Genomic DNA, 19,002 nt, shown 5'->3' on the forward strand with positions numbered 1-19,002 from the left:
CGTTCGTTCAACAGTTTGCGAACCGCTATTCGGCCGCCTCGCGATGCACCTCGATGCCGGCCAGGTACTTCTCCGCCTCGAGCGCCGCCATGCAGCCCAGCCCCGCCGCAGTCACCGCCTGGCGGTATATATCGTCGGTCACGTCGCCGGCGGCGAACACGCCCGGCACGTCGGTGCGGGTCGAATCCGGCGCCGTCCACAGATAGCCGTTCGGCTTCTGCTTCAGCTTGCCGACGAACAGCTCGACCGCCGGCGCATGGCCGATCGCGACGAACACGCCGTCGACCTCGAGCTGCGTCTCTACACCCGTCACCACGTTGCGCAGCTTCAACCCTTCGACCGAAGGCGGCAGTGGCGTCTTGCCCGGACGGCCGGTGATCTCGTCGACAACCGTGTCCCAGATGACGCGGACATTGTCCTTCTTCAAGAGCCGCTCGCGCAGGATGCGCTCGGCGCGGAAGTCCGAGCGCCTGTGGATGACCGTCACGCTCTTGGCAAGGTTCGACAGATAGAGTGCTTCTTCCACCGCCGAATTGCCGCCGCCGACCACCGCGACATCCTTGCCGCGGTAGAAGAAGCCGTCGCAGGTGGCGCAGGCCGATACGCCGAAGCCCATGAACGTCTGTTCGGTCGGAATGCCAAGCCATTTGGCCTGCGCGCCGGTGGCGATGATCAGGGCATCGGCTGTATAGACGGTGCCGGAATCGCCCGTTGCGCGGAACGGCCGCACGTTGAGATCGACCTCGGTGATGATGTCGGCGATGATGTCGGTGCCGACATGCTCGGCCTGCCTGAGCATTTCGCTCATCAGCCACGGGCCCTGGATGGGTTCACCGAAACCGGGATAGTTCTCGACGTCGGTGGTGATCATGAGCTGGCCTCCCTGCTGCAGGCCGGCGACCAGCATCGGCTTCAGCATGGCGCGGGCGGCATAGATCGCCGCGGTATAACCGGCCGGGCCGGAACCGATGATGAGGACAGGCGCGTGCTTGGTGGTCATGAAAAGCCTCTGCGGAGGGCTGCCGGCGTTTGCGGCATGGAAAACTCGTCGATGTCGCGCGTAATGTAAGTGTTGCCCACGACGCCAGCAAGGCAAGTTGGCGTTCGTCCCCGGAAAGCTTTGTCGCACCGAGCGAACCGCTCCGGTGCGGCGCCGATTTCCCTGTGGGGGATGGCGTGGACAGCAAAGTCGTTTAATTACAAAATCCCGCAAGATTCTTTCGCCACTCATAATCATCGAAAGCCCCGAAATGCCGCTCAAGGCCGACCTCGACGCAATCGACTGGAAGATCCTGCGCGAATTGCAGGCAGATGGACGCATGACCAATGTCGAACTGTCGAACCGCGTCGGCATCTCGGCACCGCCTTGCCTGCGCCGCGTCAAGCGGCTGGAGGAAGCCGGCATTATTCGCGGCTATCGGGCGCTGCTCAACGCGCCGGCGCTCGGTCTCGACGTAGTCGCCTTCTGCCTGGTCGGCCTGCACCATCAGGCCGATGCCGAGCTGCGAACCTTCGCCGAGCGCACGCGCGGCTGGCCGGTCGTACGCGATGCCTGGATGGTGTCGGGCGAATCCGATTTCCTTCTGCACTGCGTGGCAAGCGACCTCGGCGCCTTCCAGACCTTTGTCATCGAGGAACTGACCTCCACGCCGAACGTCGACACGGTGCGCACAGCCCTCACGATCCGCCGGGTCAAGGATGAAGGGCTGGTCTCGTTCGAGCGGACGTGACGCCGATCGATTGCGGCGCCCGGCCGATGCGAATTCCGGAATTTCGCCACATCGCCGCCGCGTTGATAACGGACAGACGCAGGCAGCCGGGTCGTCCTGTGCGATTTGGCGCCTGATTGGTTTCCTTGCCCAGGCAGCGTAAGTTCCAAGGACAATCCGCCGTGGAAGGGGACCATGACCAGGTTTGCAAGCCCGATTTCGGCGCTCATCATCTGCATGAACGAGGCCGATATGATCGGCCCTTGCCTCGAAAGCATCGACTTTTGCGCCGAGATCGTCATCGTCGATTCAGGCTCCACCGACGCCACGTTGGACATCGTTCGGCAGTTTGTCGCCGAGGGCTATCCGATAAAGCTGCTGCACAATGGGTGGCCGGGTTTTCCGCATCAGCGGCAATTCGCGCTCGACCATGCCACGCAGCCCTGGTGCCTTTCGATCGACCCGGACGAACGCGTCGACGACCGGCTGCGGCAGTCGATCGTGGCGGCCGTCGAGACGGCCAACGCCGGTATCAGCGGATGGTACATCCGCCGCCGCGACTGGCTGAAGGGCTACGGCTATGCACATCGCTGGGTGCTGCATAACCGGCTGTTGCGGCTTTTCCGCCGGGAAGGCGCGACCATCGACCTGACCGCGCGGGTGCATGAATCCTTCGGCGTTTCCGGCGAGACCGGCACGATCGAAAGCGGCGTGCTGCTGCATCGTCGCGAAATATCGGTCGAGGAGGATCTCGCCCGCGCAAACGCCTATTCCAGCCTCAAGGCGGCCACGCTGGTCGAGAAAGGCAAGAAGCCGGGCCTGGTGCGGCTGGTGCTTTCGCCGCTCGGCAACTTCCTGAAATTCTATCTGGCCAAGCGCTACTTCCTGTGCGGCCGGCACGGCTTCGTCTATTCGATGTCGGTGATGATCTATTCCTTCGCCACCGAGGCCAAACTGTACGAGGCCTCGCAAGCGAGCGAACCGGCGTGAGCGGTCGGATCCGGGTCAGGACGGCTTGGCTCGCCCATCGAGCCGCCCTATGGCGGCGATAAGACCATCGAGGTCGCTGCTGTCCCGCAAGGGCTTGATGACGAAACCGGAGCGAAGCTGCGCCTCGCCGCCGACGAGCCAGCCCTGCGGCAGGCCGGCGCCCAGGCCTGCCTCCATGTCGGCCAGCTTGTCGCCGACGATCACGGATCGCCGGAGGTCGAGATCGAGGCGTTTCGCCGCCTCGAAGAGCATGCCGGGATTGGGTTTGCGCATCGGGTGGTCCGATATGCCCAGCGGCCCCACGCCGGCCTCGTGGTAGGCGCAGGCCAGCACCATGTCCACGACAACGCCCTGATCGCGCAACAGGTCGAGCACGCGGCGGTTCACATCGGCGAAGGCACTCCAGCCGAAATAGCCGCGCGCTATGCCGGACTGGTTGGTCACCACCACGACCGGGATGCCGGCATTGTTGGCGGCGGCGATCGCCGGCAGCATCTGCGGCCGGAGCTCGATCTCGGCCGGATCGCTGGGATAGTCGGTATCGACATTGATGGTGCCGTCGCGATCGAGGAACAGCGCCGGCTGGCCGGCAGGGAAAACCCTGACACCGACCCGCTCCACCCAGAGGCCCGGCTCGGCCAGCGGGTACGCAGCCTTGTCAGCCATTGCTGAGGCGCGCTTCCACCACCTCGCATAGATGATGGTAGAGGCACAGATGCCCCTGCTGGATGATCGGCGTCGAGGTCGAGGGCACGTTGAGCAGGATGTCGGTGAGCGGCGCGAGCTTGCCGCCTGTGTCGCCCGTCAGGCTGATCACCGTCATGCTCATGGCCCGCGCCTGTTCGGCGGCCGCCAGGATGCTCGGCGAATTGCCGCTGGTCGAGATCGCCAGAAGCACGCCGCCGGCCGCGCCATGCGCCTCGACCTGCCGCGAATAAACGGTGTCGAAGCTGTAATCATTGCCCCAGGCGGTGAGCACCGCGGCATTGGCCGGCAGCGCGATGACATTGTAGCCCTTGCGCTCCTTGAGGAAGCGGCCGACCAGTTCGCCGGCGATGTGAATGGCGTCGCTGGCCGAGCCGCCATTGCCGCAGATCAGCAGCGCCTTGCCCGACGAAAGGGCGGCGACGATCGCGCTCGCCGCACGTTCCATCGCGCCTGTGAGATCGCGCTCGACCAGCGCCGTGATCGCGGCCGCCGAGCGGACCAGGTAATCGTTCAGTTCGGACATGAAAGCCTCAATTCTTGTTGCCGGCCGAGCGCAGCCTGCCGATGGTGCCAGTCGTGCTCTTGCCGGCGACGAGATCGACCAGGACCACGCGCCCGCCGGCTTTCTGCACCACGTCCGCGCCGACCACGGTGTCGACCGTGTAGTCGGCGCCCTTGACCAGTATGTCGGGCAAAAGCGCCTCGATCAGCGCCAGCGGCGTGTCCTCGTCGAAGACCACCACCGCATCGACCGAGGCCAGCGCGGCGAGCACGCAGGCGCGGTCGTGCTGGTCGTTGACGGGCCGTTCCGGCCCCTTCAGCCGGCGCACCGAAGCATCGCTGTTGAGGCCGAGCACCAGCCGGTCGCACTGGCTGCGCGCCGCGTGCAGCAGGCTGACATGGCCGGCATGCAGGATGTCGAAACAGCCATTGGTGAAGCCGACGCTCAGGCCCTCCTCCTTCCACGCCGCCACCAGCCGTGCGGCCGATTTGGCGTCGAGGATGGCGTCCCTGTGGACGCTCGGACCGTGCGATCGAAACAGCGCGCCGGTGAGTTCCTCGACCGTCAGTCGTGCGGTGCCGCGCTTTCCCACCACAACGCCGCCGGCGGCATTGGCGATGGAGGCGGCCGCGGCCGGATCGGCGCCGGCGGCAAGCGCCAGCGCGAAGGTCGCGATCACTGTGTCACCGGCGCCCGACACATCGAACACTTCGCGCGCCTGTGTGGCGATGTGGCGCGCCTCCGTCGGACCGACGACGCTCATGCCCTTCTCGCTGCGCGTGGCGACGACGAAGTCGAAGCCATGCGCCGCAAGCAGCTCGCGCGCAGCGGCCACGATCTCGTCATCGCTGAACACCGGTCGTTCGACCGCCTCGCCGAGTTCCTTGCGGTTAGGCGTGATGGCGGTCGCCCCGGCATAGCGAGCATAATCCCGGCCCTTTGGATCGACCAGCACCGGCTTTCCCGCCTCGCGGCAGATCGCGATCAATTCGCCGGCGACGCCTTCGAGCAGGATGCCCTTGCCGTAATCCGACAGGATGACGATGTCGGCACGCGCCAGCGCGGTGCGGAAATGCCGGACCAGCGCCGCGCGCTCCGCCGCGCCGAGCGGCTTGATCTCCTCCTCGTCGAAGCGCAGCACCTGCTGGTTGAGCGCGCTGAAGCGGCTCTTGGACGATGTCATGCGGCCGCGCTCCCGCGCCAGGCCCGTCGTGTCGGCGCCAAGCTCGCCGAGCATGCGCACCAGGCTGTCGCCTGCCGTATCTGAGCCGATCACCGAGACCGGAATGGCGGCGGCGCCGAGCGAGATGATGTTGGCCACGACATTGCCTGCGCCGCCCATCGCCAGGCTCTCGCCTCGCCCATGGAGCACCGGGATCGGCGCCTCAGGCGAAATCCGCTCGATGATGCCGTTGACGAACCGGTCAAGGATGAGATCGCCGACCACCAGCACGGTGGCCTGGCCGAAGTGCGCGATGGCGCGGTGCAAGGGTTCGGGGGAAAGTAGGTCGTGCTTGATCATGTCACTGGCAACGCGCGCAAAAAAACCGGTTTTGAAGATGCATCGGGGACAAATTGGCCGGACCGGTCGTTCATGGCGATGCCGATATACCGCAATTCGAGCCAGCGCAACGTCGGTTGGCCTCGTCAACTCTTCTGCAAGGCGACATGGACCCCGAGCCCGACGAGCACCGCGCCGCCGGCCCGCTGCATCATGCGCTGGGCGCTGCTGGAGCGGCGCAGCCTGCCGATCACGGCACCAGCCAGGAACACGCAGACGATATCGGCCGAGGAGAACATCAGATTGACTGTCGTGCCCAACACGACGAATTGCAGCCAGACCGGGAGCGCCGCCGAGGCATCGATGAACTGGGGCAGGAACGCCATGAAGAAGATCGCGGTCTTCGGATTGAGCACCTCGACGGCGATGCTCTCGAAAAAAGCGCGGCGAGCCGATTTCCGCTCGATCGCCGGCAGTGCCATGTCGCCTTCCGCGCGCTTGCGAAACAGCGTCACGCCGAGCCAGATCAGGTAGAGCGCACCGACGAGCTTGACCGCCATGTAGAGCGGCGGCAGCGCATGGAAAAGCACGGACAGGCCGGCGGCGGCGGCAAAGACGTGAACATAGCCCCCCAGATGAATGCCGAGCGCCGCAGTCAGGCCGGACCAGCGGCCGCGCGCCATCGTCTGCGCGGCGGCATAGAGCATGGCCGGGCCTGGAATATAGGCGAAGATCGCCGTGGTGGCGAAAAACGCGACGAGCAGCTCTGTCGACGGCATTCCTGGTCCCTCATGATCGCGCCCGGCGGCTCGAGCCGACTGAAGCGGCAGCTTTGCGGCGCCACTGTGGCGCGCTGCCCGCGCAGGGCAATCGCGGACGGGTCCACCCCTCCACCCTTCTTGCGGATCCCAGTACCGCCCGGCAACGCTGCTTTGTCGACAGCCTCGCAAGCCTCCCTTATAAGGACCGGAATCGCAAGCAACCAGAGGCGTTCATGATCATCGTCACGGGCGGCGCCGGCATGATCGGCTCCAACATCGTCGCCGCGCTCAATGCGGAGGGCCACGACGACATTTTGGTCGTCGACGACCTGAGCGATGGCCACAAGATCGCCAACCTTGCTGACTTGCGGATCGCCGACTATCTCGACAAGGACGATTTCCTGGCCCGCCTCGAGGATGGCGGGCTCGGCCGCATCGAGGCCGTTTTCCATCAGGGCGCCTGCTCGACCACCACCGAATGGAACGGCAAGTTCATGATGGAGGTGAACTATGCCTATTCGAAGCGGCTGCTGCATGCCTGCCTGGCGCTGCGCGTGCCCTTCCTCTACGCCTCCTCGGCATCGGTCTATGGCGGCGGCTCCGAGTTCCGCGAGGACGCGGAGCTTGAGCGGCCGCTCAACGTCTACGCCTATTCAAAAAAGCTGTTCGATGACTATGTCAGGCGCAATGTCTTCGATACCGATCATTCGCAGGTCGCGGGCCTGCGCTATTTCAACGTCTATGGGCCGCGCGAGGCCCACAAGGGCGCCATGGCCTCGGTCGCCTTCCATCTGTTCAACCAGGTCGGGCGTGGCGAGAATCCAAAGCTGTTCGGCGCCCATGACGGCTTTGGTCCCGGCGAGCAAAGCCGCGACTTCATCCATGTCGGCGATGTCGCCGATGTCAATCTGTGGCTGTGGAAGCGCGGCGCGAGCGGCATCTTCAACTGCGGCACCGGCCGGGCGCAACCCTTCCGCGCCATTGCCGAAACCGTCATCGACGCGCTGGGCAAGGGCGAGATCGAGTACATCCCCTTTCCCGACCACCTCAAGGGCAGCTACCAGAGCTTCACGCAAGCTGATATGTCGCGTCTGCGCGCGGCCGGTTACAATGGGCAATTCCGCAGCGTCGAAACCGGCGTCAGAGACTATGTCGAATGGCTGAAAGCCCAGCGATCCTCGTGATCGGCCCACGCTGGGTGGGCGATATGGTGATGGCGCAGTGCTTGTTCTCGGCGCTGAAGGAGCTTCATCCAAATGCAGCGATCGACGTGCTGGCGCCGGCTTGGGCGGCCCCTTTGGTCAAGCGTATGCCCGAGGTCCGCCAGCAGATCGATTTCCCGCTGAAACCCGGTGCGCTCGAATTCACGCATCGCCGCCGCTTCGGCCGCCTGCTGCGCGGCCGTTACGACAGCGCCTATATCCTGCCGGGCAGTTGGAAGTCGGCGCTGATCCCATTCTTTGCCCGCATTCCGCGCCGTTTCGGCCATCTCAGGGAAATGCGCTACGGCCTGTTGACCGATATCGTTCCGCTGCCCGAGGCCGTGAAACGGCGCACGGCGCAGGCCTATTTCGGCCTTGCACAGGGTGGCGATTTTCGGGCACCTCATCTGACGGTGGACGCCAATAACCAGGCCACCCTGCTCGACCGTTTCGGCCTGGGGCAGCAGAAATTCGTGGCGCTGATGCCAGGTGCCGAGTTCGGCCCGGCCAAGCGCTGGCCGAGCGAACACTATGCCGGCTTTGCCCGGGAGTTCATGGCCAGAAGGTTCAAGGTCGCGCTGTTCGGGTCGAAGAACGACCGTGATGTGACTGCGGAGATCGCAGCCCTCGCTCCTGGCGTGGTCGACCTGGCCGGCCAGACGCGGCTGGAGGACGCCATCGACCTGATCGCGGCCGCTGGGCTGGCTGTCTCCAACGACAGCGGGCTGATGCATGTCGCGGCGGCGGTCGGCACGCCGGTTGTCGCCGTCTATGGCTCGACCTCGCCACAGAATACGCCGCCGCTGGCCGAACGGCGCGAACTGGTCTGGCTCGGCCTGTCCTGCTCGCCTTGCCACCGCAAGATTTGTCCGCTCGGCCACCTCAATTGCCTGAAGACGCTCGAAGTCGCACGGGTCATGGCGGCCGCGGACCGGCTGCTGGACATCCCGGCCGCTGCATGAAGGTGCTGATCGTCAAGACATCGTCGATGGGCGACGTCATCCACACATTTCCGGCGCTCCAGGATGCGCGCCGCGCACGGCCCGATATCGCTTTCGACTGGTGCGTCGAGGAGGCTTTCGCCGGCATCGTCGCGCTGCACCCCGCACTCGGAACCATCCACACGGTCGCCATCCGGCGTTGGCGAAAACATCTCTTCGACAAGGCCACCTGGCGCGAGGCGACCGCCCTGCGACGCGCCTTGCGGGCGTGCCGCTATGATCTGGTCATCGATGCGCAAGGCCTGTTGAAATCGGCGCTGGTGGCCAGGCAGGCGAAGGCGCCGATCGCCGGCTTCGACCGCTCAAGCGCGCGCGAGCCTTCGGCAACGCTGCTTTACGACGTCGGCCACGCCGTCCCCCGCAACCTCCACGCCATCGAACGGACGCGGCGGCTTTTCGGGCTGGCGTTGGGCTACCGGCCCGATCTTTCGACGCTGGATTCGGGCATCGTGCCGCCGCGCGGCAATCTGACCGGCATATCCGGCAAAACGGCCTTTCTGCTGCACGGCACCAGCCGCGAGGACAAGAAGTGGCCTGTTGAAGACTGGATCGAAACCGGCCGTCTGCTGGTTGAGCGCGGCATGACGCCGGTCACGACCTGGTCGGACGAGCGCGAACAGGCGGTGGCCGAAGCGATCGCCCGGGCAGTTCCATCGACGAGCATCGTGCCAAAATCACCATTGGCCGACATCGCGGCGATCCTGGGCAGCTCGAGGCTGGTAATCGGCGCCGACACGGGGCTCACGCATCTCGCCAGCGCCTTCGGCCTGCCGACGGTCGCGGTGTTTTTGGCCACGGAGCCGGGTTTGACCGGTCCGCGCGGCCCCTATGCATCGACGCTGCAGGCCGCGCCCGGTGAGCGAGTGTCGCCCGCGAGGGTGGTGGCTGAGGCTGAGAGGCTGCTCGAGCACCAGACGCATGGCCAGGCCGGCGCTGGCAAGAACTGATCTATTCAATCGGAAAGCTGGCGCTGCCCTCATCGCCCTGCCGGGGAGAAGGACGCCTTCACCGATGATTTCGCCAATTTTAAGCATTTGCAGAATAGGCGCCGACTTCGCGTTCAGCCCTCTTCTCCCCGTCATTATACGGGGAGAAGGTGCCGGCAGGCGGATGAGGGGCAAGCGCCAACCTTGGCTAAAAACGCGCAGATCAGCGCCCCTCGAACTCCTTAGATAAACTGCACCTGGACGATCTCGTAGCCCCTTGCACCACCCGGCGCGTTGACCTCGATGGCGTCGCCGACTTCCTTGCCGATGAGCGCCCGCGCGATCGGCGAGGAGATCGAGATGCGGCCGGACTTCACGTCCGCCTCCTGATCGCCGACGATCTGGTAGGTCTTCTTCTCCTCGGTGTCCTCGTCGACCAACACCACGGTGGCGCCGAACTTGACCTTGTCGCCGCTGAGCTTGGTGACATCGATGACTTCGGCCCGGGCGATGAGATCCTCGAGCTCGTTGACACGGCCCTCATTGAGGCTCTGCGCCTCTTTGGCGGCATGGTATTCGGCATTTTCGGATAGGTCGCCATGCGAGCGCGCTTCGGATATCGCCTCGATGATGCGCGGCCGCTCCTCCTGCTGGCGCCAGCGCAGTTCTTCCTTCAATGACGCGAACCCCTCGCCTGTCATCGGGACCTTGTTCATGATACCTGACCTTTCCTGCCGCCACCCCCGCGTTTCGGGGAAAGCCTTGTCGATGGTGCAAAAAGAAAACGGTCCGGCAGCCTCGGGCTAACGGAACCGTTCACCGCAATTTCCCTGAATATAGCAATCTTTGCGGGCTTTTCACGCCCAAAAATCGGTTTCTGAAGAAATCATCACCGTTTTCGCGCGCGCCGTCGCAGGAGCCGGCATGGCAACAAAAACCGGCCGTGATTGCTCGCGGCCGGTTCGGAAGGCATTGAGGGATCAGCTCCTCATGAAATGATCGATCTGTTCGGCCAGCATGCCGTATTCGCGCGACCCTTTGCCGGTTCGCTTTTCGATCTCCATCAGCTGTTGCTGGGCGCCGGCCAGGTCGCCGATCTGGAGGTGGGCCTCGCCAAGATATTCGCGCACCAGCGTGTAGTTGGGGTCGATGCGCAGCGCTTCCTCGTAATAGCCGAGGCCAACGGCGATGCGGCCGGAATGGCGGTGCGAATAGCCGAGATAGTTGAGGATGCGCGGGTCCTGCTTGTTGGCGGCGAGGCTGAGCACGGCGATCGCCTCGTCATAGCGGCCGGCCATCGCCAGGTCATGCCCGGCATCGTAGATGCTGTCGTCGTCCAGCATGCCTTCCTGGGGGGCGACGCACTTGTTCTTTTTCTTGTCCCAGACCATGCCTTTCTTGCATTTGGTGGTCGTGCTGGTGTCGTTCCCGCTGCCCGCGGCAAACACCGGAACGGCAAGGAACTGCAGAGCGATAAGCGCGCTCGCCGCCTGGATCAGCACTCTTTTATGCATCGGAGCCTCCTGGAGGGGTGAGAATGCAACACTAACGCAGCGTGTCGTCGGTTTCATCCCGGAAAAAAGCAAGGGGCTAACATGAGGTGACGGATGCTCGAAATCCGCTATCATCGGCGGCGATGAAAGCTGAGCCAGCGGAGACCGCCAGTGCAGCGACGGCTTGAAAAGAATTGGGATCTGACGATCGGGCCCGACACCGTGCGGCTGTTCATCCTCAAATGCAAAGCGCTGAGCGCCGCCATCAATGAAGACTATGCCGACGGCGCCGAACATGAAATCGAGTTCGATGGAAACACCCGTGACAATCACCATCATGACGGACTCGCCGAGGAAAGCTCGGAAAACCTGACCGAAGAGGAACTGCGCGAGCTGATCAACGACCTCAATGTCGACGAGGCGGCCGAGCTCGTCGCGCTCGCTTGGGTCGGCCGTGGCGACTACGATGCCTCGGAATGGGCCGACGCTGTCACCGCCGCGCGCGAGCGCGCCAACAAGCACACGGCAAAATACCTGCTCGGCTTGCCGCTGGTCGCCGATTGGCTGGAGGAAGGGCTGGAAGCGATCGGCGCGTAACGCGCCGGTAATCGATTGTGATCGGGCCTAAGCGCCTTCCAGGCAACTTCGGGCATCCCGGCACCGTTTCGAAGCGATGGCAACACTGAGCTTTTCCCGAAGATACAGGATTGCGTTGGTCATGGTCGTTTCAGCTCTGCTGGTGACGCCAGCCGATGCCAGACATCGTCACAGGCATCAGGAGCCGCTTTCATCGCGAGTGGAGCAGCCGCTGACGCAGCGGGCCGACCGGCCGCTGAAACCGCGCGGCGAAAGGCATCGCAAGCCGAAGCCGGCACGTGCGGATGTCCCAGTGCCTGAACCGCGCCCCGCTGACGCGCCAGAGGCGACAGAACCGAACACGCAAAATCCAGCCGCGACCTCCGACCGGCTCCAGGACGAGGGATCCCCTCAGAAGCAACAAGCCCGGCCCGAGCCGCCAGCCGATGCGAAAAGCGAACCGGAGCCGCCAGCCGTGGCGCCGACGCCGACACAAAGGCCTGAGACTGCGGAACCGGAGGTTGAGCCGCCGGCCCTCGCCCCGCCACCGCCGCCAAAGCCGGCGGACGCGGACAAAAAGGAGATGCTTCCCGACCCGCGTTCGGCTGACCTGCCAGACGCGAAAATACCTGCCGAGGAAGTGGCCTGCCGCGAGCGGCTGAGGGGTCTCGGCGTCGAATTCGAGGAGCACAAGGCTGAAAGCGATCGCGATATCGGCTGTTCGATCCCCTATCCCCTGGTACTTAAGAGCCTTGGCAAGTCGATCGCCATTGCCCCGGGCGCCGAGCTCAATTGCGCAATGGCCGAGGCTGCGGCACGCTTTGCCGGCGATGTCATCCAGCCGGCGGCGAAAGCCGAATTCGGCGCCGACCTGAAATCGATCGGCCAGGCATCGGCCTTTGTGTGCCGGCCGCGCAACGGCACGCGCAAACTGTCCGAACATGCCTTCGGCAATGCGCTCGATATTGCCAGCTTCACACTTGCGGACGGCAGGACGATCGAGGTCGGCCCGACGCCACCGGACAAGGGCGCCAAATTCCTCGACACAGTGCGCAAGGCTGCCTGCGGGCCGTTCAAGACCGTGCTGGGCCCGGGCAGCGATGCCGATCATTCGCTGCATTTGCACCTCGACCTCGAGCCGCGCCGCCACGGCGGTACCTTCTGTCAGTAGGGCCGGCTCAGAAGCGATGCCGCAATTCGGCCGCAGGCATGAACGCCGGCGCTGATTTTTCCTTTACCGTTGATCGTTAAAATCCCGCCTATCGGGGAAAGGGACTGCCGATGGACGGGATATTTCGTGCCGCGCTGGCGCTTGCGCGGCAATCGAAACGCGCGCGCGCCGCGGCCGGCGGACTGGCCGCCCTGCTTGCGCTGGCCGCGGTGTCGGCCTGCAACACCGGCAACGTGCTGGCACTGGAGCCGGCCGTCGATGTCGGCGCGCAGACCGCGGCCGTGCCGCAATATTCAGGCATGCAGCGGCTGGTTCCTTCCGATCCCTACATGACGCAGGCCGCCTATCCACGCATGGACGAGCCGATGTCGCCGGTCGAGCAGATGCCGGCCAGCGAGGCCGACTGCCGTCAGCAGCTGAGGCGCCTCGGCGTCACCTTCACCGACCTGGCGCCGATCCATGAAGGCCAGTGCGGCATTGACTATCCGGTCAAGGTCACGGCCATCGGTAGCATCCAGATGAAGCCCGCCGCGACGCTGACCTGCGACATGGCCGCCAGCTTCGCCGCGTGGACGAAGAACGAGCTCGTTCCTTCCGCCCGCTGGCGCTACTTCTCCGGCGTCAGGACCATCCACCAGGGTTCCAGCTATTCCTGCCGCAACATCGCCGGCGAAGGCGTGCTGTCGGAACACGGCAAGGGCAACGCGCTCGACGTGATGAGCATCGAACTCAACAATGGCGACGATATCGACGTGCGCAAGCCCGGCCTGTTCGCCTTCCGCACCCGCGGCTTCCTCAACAATGTGCGCGCCGACGGCTGCCAGTATTTCACCACCGTGCTCGGCCCCGGCTACAATTACGACCACCGCAACCATTTCCACTTCGACATCAAGAACCGCAAGAGCGGCTATCGCGCCTGCCGCTGATCCCTTTGCCTGGCGGCGGCTTCGCCGCGTACAGTGACGTCGTAGAACTCGAGCGGCATCGATGAGCCAACGAAGCTTCCGACGACGCGCTGCGACCTGGCTGGTGTTGCTCCTGGCGACCTATCTGGCGCTGGCCTATGTCGCCGCGCCGGAATTCTGGACGTTTCGCGATCGCGGCTTTCGCAGCCAAAGCTTCGAGATGGTGACGCACACCCCGCAAGGCATTCCGGGCGACCCGATCAATGTCGGCCTGATCGGCACGCAAAAAGAGGTTGTCCATGCCTTCGCCGTCGCTGGCTGGGACACGGCCGATGCCATCACATTGAGGACAGCGATCGACATCGGCGAAAGCGTGCTGTTCTCGCGCCCCTACCCCGATGCGCCCGTCAGCCGGCTGCTGTTCGAAGGCCGCGCCCAGGATCTCGCTTTCGAGAAGCCGGTCGGCGGCAGCGCCGACCGCCGCCACCATGTGCGCTTCTGGCAGACCGATGCCACGGGCGACGATGGCCGTCCGCTATGGCTGGGCTCGGCCAGTTTCGACCGTGGCGTGGGCCTGAGCCACGACACCGGCGCCATCACCCACCATATCGGCCCCGACATCGACGCCGAACGCGACTTTCTCATCCAGGATTTGACCGCCGCCGGAATGCTGATCTCAACCAGCGACCTGGAAGGCATCGGCGCCACCACGCACGGGCGCAATGGCGGCGGCGACCCCTATTTCACCGACGGCAAGACCGTGCTCGGCGTGCTGAAGCAATTGCCGTGATACCTGAAGTCAGCTCGTGACGAACACGACCTTGCCGAACGGCCCCTTCTCCAGATGCTGGAAGGCCTGCGCCACCTCCTCGAAGCCGAAGACCTGGTCGACCACCGGCCGGATGCCGAGCACCTCGATCGCCTGGTTCATCCGCTCGAAGGCGCGGCGATGGCCGATCGAAATGCCTTGCACGACGGTGCGATTGCGCTGGCCGAGCATTTTTCGGCGCCGCCCTGGGATGCCGTCTGACCGGGCCGCATGCGCTGTCATCTTCTTGAAAACGGCTGCTGACTATTTTCCAATCCAGCACGGCAATGCTATTGACCCCTGATGCTGTATGTTGAAATCGCCACCGTGGTCGTCCTCATCTGCGTGAACGGCCTTCTGGCAATGTCCGAGCTTGCCATCGTCTCGTCGCGGCCGGCCCGCCTCAAGGCAATGATCGATCGCGAGGTCAAGGGCGCCGGCCGGGCGCTTGCGCTTGGCTCCAACCCTGGCAAGTTCCTGTCCTCGGTGCAGATCGGCATCACCTTGGTCGGCGTGCTGTCCGGCGCCTTTTCCGGCGCCACGCTCGGCGAAAGGCTGGCGCAGTTCCTGGCCTCGAACGGCATCCGCGAAAACATCGCCGATCCGCTCGGCGTCGGTATCGTCGTGGCCATCATCACCTATGCCTCGCTGATCATCGGCGAACTGGTGCCCAAGCAGATCGCATTGCGCGATCCCGAGCGGGTCGCCGTGCGTGCCGCCCCGGCCATGACCGTCCTCGCCACCGTCTCGGCGCCGCTGGTCTTCCTGCTCGATATTTCGGGCCGGGCCGTGCTTTGGCTGCTCGGCCAGCGCGGCGAGAGCGAGGAGAAGGTCACCGACGAGGAGATCAAGATGCTGGTCGCCGAGGCAGAGCATCACGGCACCATCGAATCCGACGAGCGCCGCATGATCGCCGGGGTCATGCGGCTTGGCGACCGCGCCGTGCGTGCCGTCATGACGCCGCGCACCGAGGTCGACTGGATCAACCTCCAGTCCGACGATGCGACCACCCGCAAGCTCCTGATGGATACGCAGCATTCGCGCTTGCCCGCCGGCGACGGCGGCGTCGACGCCATGATCGGTGTCGTCCAGACACGTGATGTGCTGGCGGCATTGCTGGGCGGCCGCGCGCTCGACCCGCGCAGGCACGTGCGCACCGCGCCCATCGTGCACGATCAGGCCGACGCGCTCGACGTGCTGCAGACGCTGAAGGAATCCGACGTGCCGATGGCGCTGGTGCACGACGAATACGGCCATTTCGAAGGCATCGTCACCCCCGCCGACATCCTGGAGGCCATCACCGGTGTCTTCCGTTCCGACCTCGAAGCCGGCGAGGAGGAGAATGCCGTCAAGCGCGACGACGGCTCATGGCTGCTTGCCGGCTATATGCAGGCCGACGAGATGGCCGAGGTGCTGGGCATCGACCTGCCGGAAAACCGCGACTACGAGACCGTCGCCGGCTATGTGCTGTCGCACATGCACCATCTGCCGGCGACCGGCGAATGCGTCGACGCGCAAGGATGGCGCTTCGAGGTGGTCGATCTCGACGGCCGCCGCATCGACAAGCTGATCGCCACGCGTCTGCCCAGCGGCCACCGCGAAGTGGTGCGCTGACTGTTCCAACGTTGCCTTGGGCCAAGCGGTCATTGGCCGTCCGTCCGCGCCTACTGCTCTCTGAACGCGCGGGCGAACGAATCGAGCATCGGCCGCGCGAGATATTCCAGGAAAGTCCGGTCGCCAGTGCTGATGAACGCCTCGACCGGCGTCCCGGGATAGAGCTGTTCGGGCCTCACGCGGGATGGCAGGGCGTCAATCTTCAGCTTCGCCCGGAAATAGGGTTCACGCGTAGCCCCGTCGATCAGCCGATCCGCGGAAACCTGTGTCACGGTGGCAGGAACCTCGGGCGTGAGCCGCGTGTTCAAGGCGGACAATCGCAGTTTCGCCGGCTGGCCGACGCGCACCTGATCGATGTCCTTCGGCCGCAGCTTCGCGTCGACGACCAATCCCGATGCCGTCGGCAGGATCTCCATGATCTTTTCGCCCGGAGCAATCACGCTGCCCTTGGAATTGTAGGTCGATGACACCACGATGCCCGCTGCCGGCGCCTTGATTGTCGTGCGCCGCAGCACCGCCGCGGCCGCCCTGATCTGTTCCTCGACATCGGCCAGGTTGGAGCGAACCTCGTCCAACTTCGTCAGCGCCTCCTCCACCCGTTGCGTGGTCAAGCGCTCGGTCTGCTCCTGCGCCTCGACGATCTGGGTGCCGGCCGATGCAAGATTGGCCTCCAGTGCCCCCGCCTGGCCGACGAGGTCGGCTTCGCTGCGCAGAAGCTGGGAGTATTCGGTGCGGTTGGTCAGGCCCTTGTCCAAAAGGCTGGTCTTGATGCCGAGCTCCTTCTTCACCACCTCGACCTGCTGCTGGATGGCTTGTTTCTGGGCGTCCAATCCCACGACGGACTGCCGATGCATGGCGACCCGCTGCGCGAGGATCGATCGTTCCGACCGGAACCGGGCGAGCCTGGCGTCGAATTCCTTCTGCTGTTCGCGAACCAGCATTTCGAAATCGTGCTGAAGCGGCGCAGGCGCCGCTGTTGTGATCGGCGCCAGCCTGTCCAGCCCGTCGCGTTCCGCCTCCAGCCGCGCCGCACTTGCCCTGAGCGCGATCGACTGCCTCGTCAGCCGGTTGAGCTCGGCCTGCGCGGCGGTTGGGTCCAGCACGATCAGATCCTGCGCCTGCCGCACGCGATCGCCTTCGTGGACCAGCAACTCTTGGACGATGCCCCCCTCAGGGTGCTGGATGAGGATGTTCCCGCCCATCGCCGAGATGGTGCCTTGCGTGATCACCGCGCCGGACAAGGGGGCATAGGCCGCCCAATAGCCGAAGCAACCTGCAAATACCGCTATCGCAGCATAGCCGGCCAATGCCACGCGTCCTGTGTCGGTGCGCGGGCTGCGTTCCTCGGCGAGGCTGTGCACTGCCATCATCTACGATCCAAAGCGGGTTTTTTGCGGGGCGCTGCGGATCGTCGTAGCGAACGACCCGGTCACCACCGTATTCTGCCGGGGAGAATTGCCGGCGAGGGGCTGCCGCAGCAAATCGCTGCTCGGGCCGAAGGCTTCGATCGCGCCGTCGCGCAGCAGCATCACGCGGTCGCAGGCCGCTGCCATCGAAGGGCGGTGCGTGATCACGATCAAGGTAATCCCCGCCGCCCGCGCGGCCGAGAGCACCGCTTCGAGCGCCGCCTCGCCGGCGCCGTCGAGATGGGCGTTGGGCTCGTCCAGAACGAGAATTCTGGGGTTGCGGTGCAGGGCGCGCGCCAGCCCGATCCTTTGGCGCTCGCCGCCCGACAGCGCCCGGTCAGACGGACCGATCATCGTCTGGTAGCCGTCGCGCTGCATCAAAATCAGTTCATGGGCCTGGGCACGCTTTGCCGCCTCGACGATCGAGGCGTCATCCGCGTCGGGGTCGAAGCGGCCGACGTTCTCCGCGATCGATCCCGGGAACAGTTCCACCTCCTGCGGGAGATAGCCGATATGCCTTCCAAGCTGCTTTTCGTCCCAGGTCCTGAGATCGGCACCGTCGATCCTGACCGAGCCGCTGACCGGTTGGAGCGCACCGACAAGCAATCTGGCGAGCGTCGATTTGCCGGCTCCGCTCGGGCCGACGATCGCCACCGCCTCGCCGGCCCCGATGTGGAAATTCAGTCTCTTGACGATGGGCTGACTGCCGGGCGTATTCGGCGCGACGTAGATCAGATCCTGCGCCGAAATCGCGCCTGACGGATCAGGCAGAGCCAGTTTTTGCACCGCGGACGGATGCGCCGAAAGGGTCGCCTCCAGCCGTTTCCACGATCGCCCGGCGTCGACGATCTGCCGCCACGAGCCGATTAGCTGGTCGAGCGGCTGCAGCGCGCGCGACGAGACCAGGGAGGATGCGAAGATCATCCCGGCCGTCATCTTGCCTTGCAGGACAAGCCATGCACCCACGCCCAGTATCGCCAGCTGGAGCATCATCCGCACAGCCCGCGACGTTCCGCTAAAGATCGCATTGGCCATCGACGCGCGGTCGTGAACGATCAGGGCTTCGGCGACGTGCTTTCCCCACGCCCGCGCGGCGTTCTGGACCATGCCCATGGCGCGCAGCGTCTCCGCGTTGCGGGCAAAGGCCTGCTCCGACTGGCTGGCGACCGCCGAACGCTGTGAAAACAAGGCGTCGTTCCTGCCGACGGCAAGCTGGGTTGCCAGGACCAGTGCAAGCAGCATCGCCACGCCAGCCAGGGTGAGCCAGAACAGCACGGGATGGATCAGGTAGAGCAGTCCGAGGAAGAACGGAGCGAACGGCAGGTCGAACAGGACCGCCACGCCGCGCGACCTGATGAAGGCGCATACCGAGGCGAGATCGCGCAATGGCGACAGGCCTGCGGAGGCATGGTTGGGCGCGAGCGAAGCGGCGAACGTCTGCGCCCCGAGCTTGCTGTCGACGCTGGCCGCGATCCGCTGCGTGTAAATGGAGCGCACCGCATCCAGAAAGCCCAGAAAGGCCAGCGCGAGAACCGCGATGACCGACAGGTAGACAAGCGTCTCGACATTGGAGGAAGGCAGGACCCGATCATACACCTGCAACAGATAGAGCGGAATCACCAGCAGCAGGATGTTGATCAGCAACGAGAAAACGCCGACATCGGCGATGGCGCGCCACAACACCGCCCGCAGACCTGACTGTCCCATCATTCCCGCACTCCCTTGGCGG

The 19,002-nt window shown here is 64.8% G+C and carries 20 protein-coding genes; 10 read left to right on the forward strand and 10 right to left on the reverse strand.

Features of this window, described 5'->3' with window-relative positions:
* Positions 1-25 precede the first annotated feature (25 nt).
* Positions 26-1,000, reverse strand: coding sequence for a thioredoxin-disulfide reductase (trxB, locus tag LB533_RS24090; RefSeq protein ID WP_140495955.1), 975 nt, complete (start codon positions 998-1,000; stop codon positions 26-28).
* 250 nt (positions 1,001-1,250) lie between these two features.
* Here trxB and LB533_RS24095 point away from each other — a divergent pair, with 250 nt between their 5' ends.
* Together LB533_RS24095 and LB533_RS24100 are read left to right on the forward strand one after the other, a co-directional pair.
* Positions 1,251-1,730, forward strand: a complete 480-nt coding sequence (locus LB533_RS24095; protein ID WP_224678358.1) for an Lrp/AsnC family transcriptional regulator — start codon at positions 1,251-1,253, stop codon at positions 1,728-1,730.
* A 174-nt stretch (positions 1,731-1,904) separates the two neighbouring features.
* A complete protein-coding gene (locus LB533_RS24100) occupies positions 1,905-2,699 on the forward strand; it encodes a glycosyltransferase family 2 protein (RefSeq protein ID WP_224678359.1) in 795 nt (264 codons plus the stop codon).
* Between the two features lie 15 nt (positions 2,700-2,714).
* Here the strand turns inward: LB533_RS24100 and LB533_RS24105 are convergent, their stop codons facing one another.
* From LB533_RS24105 to LB533_RS24120, 4 genes are all read right to left on the reverse strand, one after another.
* Positions 2,715-3,365 carry an HAD family hydrolase gene (locus LB533_RS24105; protein ID WP_224678360.1) on the reverse strand — a complete coding sequence of 217 codons (651 nt, stop codon included), beginning with the start codon at positions 3,363-3,365 and terminating at the stop codon, positions 2,715-2,717.
* The gene (locus LB533_RS24110; protein ID WP_140639674.1) at positions 3,358-3,930 is read right to left on the reverse strand and encodes an SIS domain-containing protein; all 573 of its coding nucleotides are present in this window, start codon (positions 3,928-3,930) and stop codon (positions 3,358-3,360) included. Before LB533_RS24110 ends, LB533_RS24105 begins: the two co-directional genes overlap by 8 nt.
* 7 nt (positions 3,931-3,937) lie before the next feature.
* A complete protein-coding gene (rfaE1, locus tag LB533_RS24115) occupies positions 3,938-5,431 on the reverse strand; it encodes a D-glycero-beta-D-manno-heptose-7-phosphate kinase (protein ID WP_224678361.1) in 1,494 nt (497 codons plus the stop codon).
* 125 nt (positions 5,432-5,556) lie between these two features.
* Positions 5,557-6,189, reverse strand: coding sequence for a LysE family translocator (locus LB533_RS24120; RefSeq protein ID WP_140639676.1), 633 nt, complete (start codon positions 6,187-6,189; stop codon positions 5,557-5,559).
* A gap of 215 nt (positions 6,190-6,404) precedes the next feature.
* On the opposite strand from LB533_RS24120, the gene rfaD reads away from it, so the two are divergent.
* From rfaD to waaC, 3 genes are read left to right on the forward strand one after another with little or no spacing between them, the layout of a single operon-like run.
* Positions 6,405-7,355, forward strand: a complete 951-nt coding sequence (rfaD, locus tag LB533_RS24125; protein WP_140639677.1) for an ADP-glyceromanno-heptose 6-epimerase — start codon at positions 6,405-6,407, stop codon at positions 7,353-7,355.
* Complete coding sequence (waaF, locus tag LB533_RS24130) at positions 7,328-8,335, forward strand: lipopolysaccharide heptosyltransferase II (RefSeq protein ID WP_140639678.1); 1,008 nt, start codon at positions 7,328-7,330, stop codon at positions 8,333-8,335. The genes rfaD and waaF overlap by 28 nt, the downstream gene beginning before the upstream one ends.
* Positions 8,332-9,321 carry a lipopolysaccharide heptosyltransferase I gene (waaC, locus tag LB533_RS24135; RefSeq protein ID WP_140639679.1) on the forward strand — a complete coding sequence of 330 codons (990 nt, stop codon included), beginning with the start codon at positions 8,332-8,334 and terminating at the stop codon, positions 9,319-9,321. The genes waaF and waaC overlap by 4 nt, the downstream gene beginning before the upstream one ends.
* Positions 9,322-9,542: 221 nt before the next feature.
* Here the strand turns inward: waaC and greA are convergent, their stop codons facing one another.
* Positions 9,543-10,016, reverse strand: coding sequence for a transcription elongation factor GreA (gene greA, locus LB533_RS24140; RefSeq protein ID WP_008877613.1), 474 nt, complete (start codon positions 10,014-10,016; stop codon positions 9,543-9,545).
* Positions 10,017-10,280: 264 nt separating this feature from the next.
* Complete coding sequence (locus tag LB533_RS24145; RefSeq protein ID WP_140639680.1) at positions 10,281-10,814, reverse strand: tetratricopeptide repeat protein; 534 nt, start codon at positions 10,812-10,814, stop codon at positions 10,281-10,283.
* A 150-nt stretch (positions 10,815-10,964) separates the two neighbouring features.
* Between LB533_RS24145 and LB533_RS24150 the strand changes: the two genes are divergently transcribed.
* From LB533_RS24150 to LB533_RS24165, 4 genes are all read left to right on the forward strand, one after another.
* Positions 10,965-11,390 carry a DUF3775 domain-containing protein gene (locus tag LB533_RS24150; RefSeq protein WP_140639681.1) on the forward strand — a complete coding sequence of 142 codons (426 nt, stop codon included), beginning with the start codon at positions 10,965-10,967 and terminating at the stop codon, positions 11,388-11,390.
* Positions 11,391-11,505: 115 nt separating this feature from the next.
* Positions 11,506-12,540, forward strand: a complete 1,035-nt coding sequence (locus LB533_RS24155; protein WP_140639682.1) for an extensin family protein — start codon at positions 11,506-11,508, stop codon at positions 12,538-12,540.
* 110 nt (positions 12,541-12,650) lie between these two features.
* A complete protein-coding gene (locus LB533_RS24160) occupies positions 12,651-13,466 on the forward strand; it encodes an extensin family protein (protein WP_140639683.1) in 816 nt (271 codons plus the stop codon).
* A gap of 61 nt (positions 13,467-13,527) precedes the next feature.
* Positions 13,528-14,235 carry an LssY C-terminal domain-containing protein gene (locus LB533_RS24165; protein WP_140639684.1) on the forward strand — a complete coding sequence of 236 codons (708 nt, stop codon included), beginning with the start codon at positions 13,528-13,530 and terminating at the stop codon, positions 14,233-14,235.
* Positions 14,236-14,244: 9 nt separating this feature from the next.
* On the opposite strand, the gene LB533_RS24170 is transcribed toward LB533_RS24165, so the two are convergent.
* Positions 14,245-14,445, reverse strand: a complete 201-nt coding sequence (locus tag LB533_RS24170; protein ID WP_224557088.1) for a zinc-binding dehydrogenase — start codon at positions 14,443-14,445, stop codon at positions 14,245-14,247.
* A gap of 111 nt (positions 14,446-14,556) precedes the next feature.
* Here LB533_RS24170 and LB533_RS24175 point away from each other — a divergent pair, with 111 nt between their 5' ends.
* Positions 14,557-15,867: a hemolysin family protein gene (locus tag LB533_RS24175; RefSeq protein WP_140495971.1), complete on the forward strand. Its 1,311-nt coding sequence runs from the start codon at positions 14,557-14,559 to the stop codon at positions 15,865-15,867.
* Between the two features lie 50 nt (positions 15,868-15,917).
* On the opposite strand, the gene LB533_RS24180 is transcribed toward LB533_RS24175, so the two are convergent.
* Entirely contained in the window at positions 15,918-17,234 is a 1,317-nt protein-coding gene (locus tag LB533_RS24180; protein WP_140639847.1) for an HlyD family type I secretion periplasmic adaptor subunit, read from the reverse strand.
* A gap of 3 nt (positions 17,235-17,237) precedes the next feature.
* Positions 17,238-18,983, reverse strand: a complete 1,746-nt coding sequence (locus LB533_RS24185; RefSeq protein WP_224678362.1) for a type I secretion system permease/ATPase — start codon at positions 18,981-18,983, stop codon at positions 17,238-17,240.
* Positions 18,984-19,002: the final 19 nt, after the last annotated feature.

The organism is Mesorhizobium sp. BR1-1-13 (assembly GCF_020165515.1).
In the GTDB taxonomy this organism is placed as follows: Bacteria; Pseudomonadota; Alphaproteobacteria; order Rhizobiales; family Rhizobiaceae; genus Mesorhizobium.